Origin of the sequence: Micromonospora sp. M51, assembly GCF_018070305.1 — a bacterium.
Taxonomy (GTDB): Bacteria; Actinomycetota; Actinomycetes; order Mycobacteriales; family Micromonosporaceae; genus Micromonospora; species Micromonospora parva.
In genome coordinates, this window is sequence record NZ_JAGPXZ010000155.1 from 1 (window position 1) to 9,986 (window position 9,986).

The 9,986-nt window shown below is 72.1% G+C and carries 9 protein-coding genes and 1 pseudogene; 9 read left to right on the top strand and 1 reads right to left on the bottom strand.

Translation table 11 applies throughout. The features are described 5' to 3' along the window. From KBX53_RS11295 to KBX53_RS11335, 9 genes are all read left to right on the top strand, one after another. On the top strand, positions 1-2,707 hold a 2,707-nt coding region (locus tag KBX53_RS11295; RefSeq protein WP_210859020.1), incomplete at its 5' end, for a Na+/H+ antiporter subunit A. Positions 2,708-2,788: 81 nt separating this feature from the next. After that, entirely contained in the window at positions 2,789-3,271 is a 483-nt protein-coding gene (locus tag KBX53_RS11300) for a Na(+)/H(+) antiporter subunit C (protein ID WP_210859022.1), read from the top strand. Next, on the top strand, positions 3,268-4,773 hold the full coding sequence (locus tag KBX53_RS11305; protein ID WP_030336799.1) for a Na+/H+ antiporter subunit D: 1,506 nt from the start codon (positions 3,268-3,270) through the stop codon (positions 4,771-4,773). The genes KBX53_RS11300 and KBX53_RS11305 overlap by 4 nt, the downstream gene beginning before the upstream one ends. A gap of 44 nt (positions 4,774-4,817) precedes the next feature. Beyond that, positions 4,818-5,381, top strand: coding sequence for a Na+/H+ antiporter subunit E (locus KBX53_RS11310; RefSeq protein ID WP_245233746.1), 564 nt, complete (start codon positions 4,818-4,820; stop codon positions 5,379-5,381). Then, the gene (locus KBX53_RS11315) at positions 5,378-5,641 is read left to right on the top strand and encodes a monovalent cation/H+ antiporter complex subunit F (protein WP_030336796.1); all 264 of its coding nucleotides are present in this window, start codon (positions 5,378-5,380) and stop codon (positions 5,639-5,641) included. Before KBX53_RS11310 ends, KBX53_RS11315 begins: the two co-directional genes overlap by 4 nt. Continuing rightward, the gene (gene mnhG, locus KBX53_RS11320) at positions 5,641-6,000 is read left to right on the top strand and encodes a monovalent cation/H(+) antiporter subunit G (RefSeq protein WP_030336795.1); all 360 of its coding nucleotides are present in this window, start codon (positions 5,641-5,643) and stop codon (positions 5,998-6,000) included. The genes KBX53_RS11315 and mnhG overlap by 1 nt, the downstream gene beginning before the upstream one ends. Positions 6,001-6,181: 181 nt before the next feature. Beyond that, positions 6,182-7,537, top strand: coding sequence for a hemolysin family protein (locus KBX53_RS11325; protein ID WP_030336793.1), 1,356 nt, complete (start codon positions 6,182-6,184; stop codon positions 7,535-7,537). 52 nt (positions 7,538-7,589) lie between these two features. Continuing rightward, positions 7,590-8,654, top strand: a complete 1,065-nt coding sequence (locus KBX53_RS11330; RefSeq protein WP_030336791.1) for a hemolysin family protein — start codon at positions 7,590-7,592, stop codon at positions 8,652-8,654. 144 nt (positions 8,655-8,798) lie between these two features. Then, a complete protein-coding gene (locus KBX53_RS11335) occupies positions 8,799-9,728 on the top strand; it encodes a sporulation protein (RefSeq protein WP_210859024.1) in 930 nt (309 codons plus the stop codon). A 109-nt stretch (positions 9,729-9,837) separates the two neighbouring features. On the opposite strand, the pseudogene KBX53_RS11340 reads toward KBX53_RS11335, so the two are convergent. Further along, positions 9,838-9,986, bottom strand: a pseudogene (locus KBX53_RS11340) (leucine efflux protein LeuE); the annotation flags it as partial.

Consider the following 9,986-nt stretch of genomic DNA (forward strand, 5'->3'; position numbering starts at 1 on the left):
CCGCACCCCGGCCGTGAGCGGCGGCGGGGCGGTGGTCGAGACGTACCCGTGGATCCGGCAGTTGGGCCTCGACATCGCGTTCCGGCTCACCACGCTGTCCTGGCTGATGACGCTGCTGATCGGCGGCGTCGGCGCGCTGGTGCTGGTCTACAGTGCCCGCTACTTCAGCGCCGGCTCGATCGGTCTGGCGCAGTTCGCCGCGGTCCTGGTCGCCTTCGCGGGCGCGATGCTCGTCCTGGTCTTCGCCGACGACCTGCTGCTGCTCTACGTCGGCTGGGAGCTGACCACTGTCTTCTCGTACCTGCTGATCGGGCACAGCACCGAACGGCGGTCCAGCCGTTGGGCGGCGGCGCAGGCGTTGACAGTCACCACGCTGGGCGGGCTCGCCATGCTGGTCGGTGTCATCATGCTGGGCGAGCACGCCGGCAGCTACCGCTGGTCGGAGATCATCGCCCAGCCGCTGCCCGGCGGCGGGTATCTGGTGGGTGCCGTGCTGCTGATCCTGGCCGGGGCGCTGTCCAAGTCGGCGGTGCTGCCGTTCAGCTCGTGGCTGCCGGTCGCGATGGCGGCACCCACGCCGGTCAGCGCGTACCTGCACGCCGCCGCCATGGTCAAGGCCGGCGTCTACCTGGTCGGGCTGCTCGCGCCGGTGCTCGCCACGGTCGGCCCGTGGCGGCCGGTGGTGCAGGTCGCCGGGGTGGCGACCATGCTGCTCGGCGGTTGGGCGGCGCTGCGCCAGACCGACCTCAAGCTGCTGCTGGCGTACGGGACGGTCAGCCAGCTCGGCCTTCTGGTCGCGGTGACCGGCTCGGGCACGCCGGACGCCGCGCTGGCCGGCACCGCGATGCTGCTGGCGCACGCCCTGTTCAAGGCGGCGCTCTTCCTGGTCGTCGGCATCATCGACCACAGTGCCGGCACCCGTGACCTGCGCGAGTTGTCCGGGCTGCGGCACTGGTCCCGGCCGCTGTTCGTGGTGGCCGTGCTGGCCGCGGCGTCGATGGCCGGGGTGCCGCCGCTGGTCGGCTTCGTGGCGAAGGAGGCGGTGTTCGCCGCGTTCACCGACCAACCGGTGCTCCTCACCGGCCTGGTCGCCGGGACGGTGCTCACCGTCGCGTACAGCGCCCGTTTTCTCTGGGGCGCGTTCGCCGACCGGCCGGGCGTGACGCCCGTCCCGCCGGGGTCGATCGCCGCGTCGCTGCTGGTACCGCCAGCGGTGCTGGCCGGGATCGGTCTGCTCGCCGGCCCGGCCGCGAGCGTCCTGGAGGACGTGCTGCGGCCGTACGCCGATCTGCTCGGCGGGGTCGACGCGCACCTGGCGCTCTGGGCCGGACCGACCCCGGCGCTCGGCCTGTCCGTGTTGGCGCTCGCCGGCGGTGGCCTGCTCTTCGCCGTGCGCGGGCCGCTCGCCCCGGTGCTGGCGCGGCTGCGCGCACCGGTGGGGGGCAACCAGGGGTACGAGTGGGTGGTGGGCCGCTTCGACCGGCTGGCCATCGATGTCACAGGCGCGACCCAGCGCGGCTCCCTGCCGCAGTACCTGGGCGTCATCCTGGTCACCCTGGTGCTGGTGCCCGGCGCGGCGATGCTCTCCGCCAGTCCCTGGCGGGCGCGGATTCCGCTCTGGGACAGCCTGCTGCAACCGGTGGTCGTGCTGGTGATCGCGGTGGCGGCGGTGTTGGCGGTCGGCGCCCGTCGCCGGCTGACCGCGATGTTGCTGGTGGGCATGACCGGCTACGGCACGGCGATGCTGTTCGTGCTGCACGGAGCACCCGACCTGGCGCTCACCCAGTTTCTGGTGGAGACCTCGACGATAGCGGTCTTCGTGCTGGTGCTGCGTCGCCTGCCGGAACGGTTCTCGGCCCGCCCGATACGGCGTACCCGCCTGATCCGTCGGGTGATCGGGGTGGCGGTGGGCGTGGTGGCCGCCGGGCTGGCCCTCGTCGCCGTCGGCGCCCGCCAGGCACCGACCATCTCCGCGGCCTTCCCGGATCTGGCGGTCGCCCAGGGGTACGGCCGCAACGTGGTCAACGTGACCCTGGTCGACATCCGAGCCTGGGACACGATGGGTGAGCTGGCGGTGCTGGTGGTGGCCGCGACCGGGGTGGCCAGCCTGATCTTCGAGCGCTCCCGCACCGGGCCTCGGCCGCGCCGGCCCGAGGCGGACCAGCGGGCGGGTGTGCGGGGCCGGCCGGTGTGGCTGCGCGGTGGTCCCACCCTCTACGAGGAGCGCCGCTCGATCGTGTTGGAGGTGGTCATCCGGCTGATCTTCCACACCGTGGTGCTGTTCTCCCTGTTCCTGCTCTTCTCCGGGCACAACGCTCCGGGCGGCGGGTTCGCCGGAGGGCTGGTGGCGGGTCTCGCCCTGGTGGTCCGCTATCTGGCCGGCGGTCGGTACGAGCTGACCGAGGCGGTGCCGATCGGTGCCGGCCCGATTCTCGGCGCCGGGTTGGCCACGGCGGTGGGCAGCGGCCTGGTGGCGCTGCTGGCCGGCGGGTCGGTGCTGGAGAGCGCGAAGGTCGACCAGCGGCTGCCACTGATCGGCGACACCCACCTGGTGACGTCGCTCTTCTTCGACATCGGCGTGTACCTGGTCGTGATCGGGTTGGTGCTGGACATCCTGCGCAGCCTCGGCGCCGAGGTGGACCGGCACATCGAGGCCACCGGAACGGCCGCCGGCGGTCTGGCCGTCGACAAGGGCGACCGGACATGAGCGCGCGGAGCGAGGTGGCGCCGTGAGCGCGAGGAGTGAGCCGGTGTTGCGAGCCCCGCAGTCGCGAACAGAGGCCACGCCGTGACGGAGAGCGGGGCGGGGCCGACGCTGGTGCTGGTGCTGGCCGTCGCGGTGCTGGTCGGGTGCGGGGTGATCCTGCTGTTGGAGCGCAGCCTGACCCGGGTCCTGCTGGGGATCATCATGCTCGGCAACGGGGTGAACGTGTTGATCCTGTTGGGTGGGCGCCCGGGTGGGGCGCCGATCGTCGGCAGCGGGCCGGTGGAGCGGATGAGTGACCCGTTGCCGCAGGCCATGGTGTTGACCGCCATCGTGATCACCTTCGGGTTCACCGCGTTCCTGCTCGCCGTGGCGTACCGCAGCTGGTATCTCTCCGGCGACGACGAGGTCCCCGACGACCTGGAGGACCGGCAGATCATCAGGCGGGCCGGGCGGAACGAGGCGAGCGCTGCCGACCTCGGTGGGGAGGGCCCGAACGGTGACCCGGAGCAGGTCGATCCCGAACCGGCCCGCCGACGGCTGCGACGTGGGGATGGCGGGCAGTGAGCGCGCTGCTGCCGCTGCCGGTGGTGGTGCCGCTGCTCGGTGCGGCGCTGAGCCTGCTGCTGGCCGGGAAGCCCCGACTTCAACGCACGATCAGCGTGCTGTGTCTGAGCGGCACGCTCCTGGTGGCGGTGCTGTTGCTGGTGCAGGCGTACCGGCACGGGCCGGTGGTGGTGGCGGTGGGGGCGTGGCCGCCGCCGGTCGGCATCGTCCTGGTGGCCGATCAACTCGCCGCGCTGATGCTTGTGGTGTCCTCGGCGGTGACCCTGTGCGTGTTGTTGTACTCGGTCGGCCAGGGTCGCAGCGAGACGAGCGAGAGCTCGCCGGTGTCGATCTTCCACCCGACGTACCTGGTGCTCACCGCGGGCGTCACCAACGCGTTCCTGGCCGGTGACCTGTTCAACCTCTTCGTCGGGTTCGAGATCCTGCTGGCCGCCAGCTTCGTGCTGATCACCCTGGGCGGCACCGAGGCTCGGATCCGGACCGGGTCGACGTACGTGGTGGTCAGCATCCTCTCCTCGATGATCTTCCTGACGTCGGTGGGTCTGGTGTACGCGGCCACCGGCACGCTCAACCTCGCCCAGCTCGCCGAGCGCCTGGACGACCTGCCCGGCGGTGTGCGGCTGGCCCTGGAGCTGATGCTGCTGCTGGCGTTCGCGATCAAGGCGGCGGTCTTCCCGTTGTCGGCCTGGTTGCCGGACAGTTACCCCACCGCGCCGGCCCCGGTCACGGCCGTCTTCGCCGGTCTGCTCACCAAGGTGGGCGTCTACGCGATCATCCGCACCGAGACGTTGCTGTTTCCCGGTGGACGCGCCGACAAGCTGCTCATGGTCGTCGCCGGGTTGACCATGGTGGTCGGCATCCTCGGTGCGGTGGCCCAGTCGGATCTGAAGCGACTCTTCTCGTTCACCCTGGTCAGCCACATCGGCTACATGATCTTCGGGGTGGCGTTGAGCACCGCCGCCGGGCTCTCCGGCGCGATCTTCTACGTGGTGCACCACATCACCATCCAGACCACGCTGTTCCTCGTCGCCGGGCTGGTGGAGGAGCGTGCCGGCAGCACCGACCTGCGCCGCATCGGCGGACTGGCCCGGGCGGCGCCGCTGCTCGGTGTGCTCTTCTTCGTCCCGGCCATGAACCTCGCCGGAGTGCCACCGTTCTCCGGCTTCCTCGGCAAGCTCGGCCTGCTCCAGGCCGGGGTGGCCGCCGGCGGGCCGCTGCCCGGGGTGCTGGTCGCGGCCGGCACGCTGACCAGCCTGCTCACCCTGTACGTGGCGTCCCGGGCGTGGAACATCGCCTTCTGGCGGGCGCCCCGCACGGCCACCAGTGAGCCAGTGGCCCAGCTGCCGAGGCTGATGGTGGGCGCCACAGTGGCCCTGGTCGCGCTGGGGCTGGCGTTGACCGTGCTGGCCGGTCCGCTCTTCGACGTCACCGCTGACGCCGCCGGGGACCTGCTCCTGCGTACCCCGTACGTCAGTGCCGTGTTGCCGGGCGGCGTGCCGTGACCGGCCCAACCGAGCCGGCTCCCGACGCGCCCAGGCCTCGCGTGGTGGGGCGCGGTCGGGTCGGGCGCTGGCGCGACCAGGCGGTGGCGCTCGGCTGGCTGGTGCTGGTCTGGAGCCTGCTCTGGGGCAACCTCACCTGGGCCAACCTGGTCGGTGGCCTGCTGGTGGGCGGGGCCGTGCTGGTGTTCTTCCCGCTGCCGGCGGTCAGCTTCGGTGGCCGGTTGCGACCATGGGCGCTGCTGGTGTTCGTGGCCCGGTTCGTTGTCGAACTGGTCAGCGCGAGCCTGCACATCGCCCGGATCGCGGTGCAGCCCGGCTACCGGCCACGAGGGGCGATCGTCGCGGTCCGGTTGCGGGTGCCCACCGACCTGAACCTGGCGCTCACCGCCGAGGTGGTCTCGCTGGTGCCGGGCACGCTGATCCTCGAGGTGGACCGGAATTCCGGAACGCTCTACCTGCACGTCCTGGACACCCACGGCCCGGCGGACCTGGACGTGGCCCGGGACCGCACGCTCGTCGTGGAGCGGCGAATCGTCCGCGCGGTCGGCTCCAGCGCCGAACTGCGCCACCTCGACGTCACCTCATCCGAGAAGGGAACCCACCTGTGACCACGTTCCTGGCCGCCGTCCTCACCCCACTGCTGTCGGTCACCGCGTTCCTCGCGCTGGTCCGCCTCTACCGCGGCCCGTCGCTGGTGGACCGGGTGATCGCCGCGGACATGCTGCTCGCCACGATGGTCGCCGCGGTCGGCGCCGAGGCGGCGGTGAACCGGCACGCCACCACCCTGCCCGTGCTGGTGGTGCTCTCCCTGCTCGGCTTCGTGGGATCGGTGTCGCTGGTCCGCTTCGCCGTCCGGGAGCAGCAGTGATCGCCACCGTCGCGGACTGGCTCGGCGCCGCCTGTCTGGTGGCCGGCGCGCTGCTCAGCCTGGCCGCCGGGATCGGTGTGCTGCGCTTTCCGGACGCGCTGTCCCGGATGCACGCGGCCACCAAACCACAGGTGCTCGGGGTGCTCCTGTTGCTGCTGGGCATCGCGTTGCGGCTGCGGTCCCCGGCGGACCTGGGCATGATCCTGCTGGTGGCGGTCTTCCAGTTGTCGACCGCGCCGGTCGCGGCGCAGATGATCGCGCGGGCCGCGTACCGGGCGGGGCGGCTCGACCGGGGCCTGCTCGACGCCGATGAGCTGGCCGAACGCGGAGCGGACGGTGGGTCGGCGGGGCCGGCGTGACGGCCGGCGGCGTCCGCTCAACCGGACGATCCGCTCCTTCGGCCCACCCCCAGCGGAGTCACAGCCAGCGCCGATAAAATGCAGGGATGATCGACTCTTCTGCCCAGGAGGGCAGCAGTAGCCAGCCGGGTCGTGCCCGGCATATCCCCGTACCGACGACCCCGGGAGCCCTGAGCGACCCGTGTTGATCGTCGTTGGTCTCCTACTGATCATCATTCTCACTGCCGCCACCGGCTACTTCGTGGCGCAGGAGTTCGGCTACGTCGCCGTGGACCGGGGCAAGCTGCGCCAGCTCGCCGATGACGGCGATCAGTCCGCCGCCCGGGCCCTGACCGTCACCAGCCGGCTCTCCTTCATGCTCTCCGGCGCCCAACTCGGCATCACCGTCACCGCGCTGCTGGTCGGCTACGTCGCCGAACCGTACCTGGGTGGTGGTCTCGCCGACCTGCTCGGCGTGGCGGGCGTCAGCGAGGCGGTCAGCCTGCCGCTCTCGGTGGCGTTGGCCCTGGTCATCGCCACCATCGTGCAGATGGTCCTCGGCGAGCTGGCCCCGAAGAACCTGGCCATCGCGCGGGCCGAGCAACTGGCCCGGGCGCTGAGCCGCTCCACCCTGATCTACCTGGCCGTCGCCGGGCCGCTGATCCACCTCTTCGACCGGGCATCGGTACGCCTGCTGCGCCGGATCGGCATCGAGCCGATCGAGGAGCTGCCCAGCGGCGCCACCCCGGCCGACCTGGAACAGATCATCGCCGAGTCCCGCGAGGAGGGCAGCCTCGACGCCGAGATGTCCACGCTGCTCGACCGAGGTCTGGACTTCCGCGAACTGACCGCCGGCGAGGCCATGGTGCCCCGCGTGGACGTGCACACCGTCCGGGCGCACGAACCGGTGAGCCGGGTGGTCGAGCTGCTGGACACCGGTCACTCCCGGTTCCCGGTACGCGGTGCGGAGGGCGTCGACGACCTGCTCGGCATCGTCGGCATCGCCGACGTGCTCGGCGTACCCCCGGGGGAGCGGGCCACCACCCCGGTGAGCGCGGTGGCCGGGCCGCCGCTGCTCGTACCGGAGACGTTGCCCCTGCCCACGGTGCTCGACCGCCTACGGTCCGGGCACCGGCAGATGGCCTGCGTGGTCGACGAGTACGGCGGTTTCGCCGGTGTCATCACGCTGGAGGACATCGCCGAGGAACTGGTCGGCCCGATCCGCGACGAGGACGACCCACCGGAGCGGGCACCGGCCCGCCAGGACGACGGGTCCTGGGTGGTGCCGGCCCGTTGGCGGATCGACGAGGTCGCCGACAGCACCGGCATCGCCCTGCCCGAGGCCCCGGAGTACGACACCCTGTCCGGGTTGGTGATGCGGGAGCTGGGCCGGGTGCCGGAGGTCGGTGACCGGCTGGAGATCAGCCTGCAACCCGAGGGGGCGGACGGTGAGGAGAACGAGGCGGAGCCCCGGGCACTGGTCGAGGTGCTGGCGGTGGACCGGCACGTGGCCGACTCGGTGCGGTTGCAGCTCACCAAACCCGAGGTGACCGCATGAGCGCGAGGAGTGAGCTTGCGAGCCCCGCAGTCGCGAATGAAGGACAGCGCCGATGAGCCCCGGAATCGCCCTGTTCAGCTCGGTGATCCTGCTGGCGCTGAACGGGTTCTTCGTGGCCGCCGAGTTCGCCCTGGTGGCCAGCAAGCGCTACCGCCTGGAACAGGCGGCGGCGAACGGTGGGCGGGCGGCCCGAGCCGCGCTCGACGGGGTCCGCGAGCTGTCCCTGATGCTGGCCGGGGCGCAGCTGGGCATCACCCTGTGCACCCTGGGGCTGGGCGCGCTGGCTGAGCCGGCGATCGAGCACCTGATCAGCCCGCTGCTGCACGCGGTGGGGCTGCCCGACGCGGCAAGTCACGTGGTCGCCCTGGTCTTCGCCCTCGGGTTGGTGACCTTCCTGCACCTGGTGGTGGGGGAGATGGCCCCGAAGTCGTGGGCGATCACCGACGCCGAGCGGTCGGCGACGCTGCTCGCGTTGCCGTTCCGCGCCTTCGCCCGGGTCTCCCGGCCGGTGCTCTCCGCGCTGAACGCCCTGGCCAACGCGATCCTGCGGCTGTTCGGCGTCAACCAGCAGGACCAACTCGCCCAGGTGCACGGCCCGGACGAGCTGCGGATCCTGCTGGAGCAGTCCCGTGAGCACGGGCTGCTCGGCGCCGAGCAGCACCAACTGCTGACCAGCATGCTGGAGTTGCAGGGCACCTCGGTGGCGCAGGTGATGGAACCGTTCGCCACCATGGTCACCGTCCGCCGGGACGACCCGGCCGGGCGGATCGAACAGGTCAGCCGGGACAGCGGCCGATCCCGGCTCGCGGTGCTCGACGAGGCGGGCGACGTGTGCGGCCTCGTGCACGTCCGGGAGGCGGTACGGGTGGTCACCACCGGCCGGGCCGCCACCGCCGGGGAGCTGATGACGCCGGCGTTCACCCTGCCCGCGACGTCCACGGTCACCGAGGCCGTGGCGGCGATGCGGGCCCGGCAGTCGCAGCTCGCGCTGGTGCGCAACGGCGGCGGACCGGCCCGGCCGATCGGCTTCGTCGCCCTGGAGGACCTCCTGGAGGAGGTCATCGGGGAGTTCGACGACGAGACCGACACGGTGCCGCGCGGGCGCCGGATGCGGTGAAACCGGATGGGTGGTCACGTTCCGTCGAAGTCGGGTGACCGCGTGTCGGATCCGCGAAAGTCGGGGTGACCGCGCACCGGGTCCGCGACAGTTGAGGTGACCTCGCGAGGGGCGAGGTCACCTCGGCCTGGCGTGGAGGGTGCGGTGCGCTTGACGGGAGTGTCACCGGAGTCCGGTGGGACCGGGCTCTCCGTGCAGACCACTCTCCCCAATCCGAGCACCCGGCCGGGCCTGCGCCTGCCCGGCCGGGTGACTCTCGCCGCCGGTCCGGACGACGTGCTCGTCCGCCACATCCGGCTCGGCCTGGTCACCACCGTCGAACCGGACGACCCGGCGGCGCCGCGGCGGCTCATGCAGTTCCACCAGGTGCCCATCGCCGGCCGGTTCGTCGTACCGGCCGGTCGGCGGCGGGCTGTCGACTTCGCGTTCCCGCTGCCCTGGGAGACGCCGGTGACCATCTTCGGCGGGGTGCCGCTGCTGAGCCTGCGGATGGGCCTGCGGACCGAGGTGTCGCTCGACCCCGACCGCGACCAGGGGGCCATGGTGCCGGTCTTCGTGCACCCGATCCCCACCCAGCAGCACGTGCTGGCGGCGTTGGACACGCTCGGCTTCATGATCCGCCAGGCCGGGTTGCAGCAGGGCGGGTTGCCGGGGGTGGAGCACACCCTGCCGTTGCACCAGCGCTGGGGCTACTGGGTGGGGCCGCTCTACGCCGGCCCGATCACCGAACTGGAGCTGATCTTCGTGACCAACTCTGCCGGGCTTGAGGTGATCCTCTGGATGGATCGCCGGCTGGCCCTGGCCGGAATCACCCACCAGAGCATCAGCCGGTTCCGGATCTGGCACGAGGGCGCCGACCGGCGGGACTGGGTCGCCACCGTGGACGGCTGGCTCCGCCAGGCGATCAACAGGCACGCCGCCGCTGCCGCGCACGCGGACTGGTCCGCCCAGATCGCGGGGTCAGCCCACGTCAGCCGCCATCCCGACGAGCCGGTCCGACCCGGCTACGGCCTCGGCGGCACCGCCGGCGGCGCCGGAGTGGGCGGCGGCGGCTCCGGCGGCGACGGCACCTGACCGTCAGCCCTCCCGCGATCTTGCAGTTTCTGCGGCGACAAATATCCCTGAAGCGGGCATGTCGACGACCGAAAGCGCAAGATCGCGGGCGGGAGCGTGGGAGGGCGGGTCAGCCGGCGGTGGCGGTGGCCAGCTTGAGGCTGAAGGCCAGGAAGAGAGCGGCCACGGCGGTGGTGCCGCCGGCCGCCAGGCGGCGACGTTGGCGGAACTGGGCGGCCAGGAAGGTGCCCGCGAAGATCAACGCGGTCAGGTAGAGCG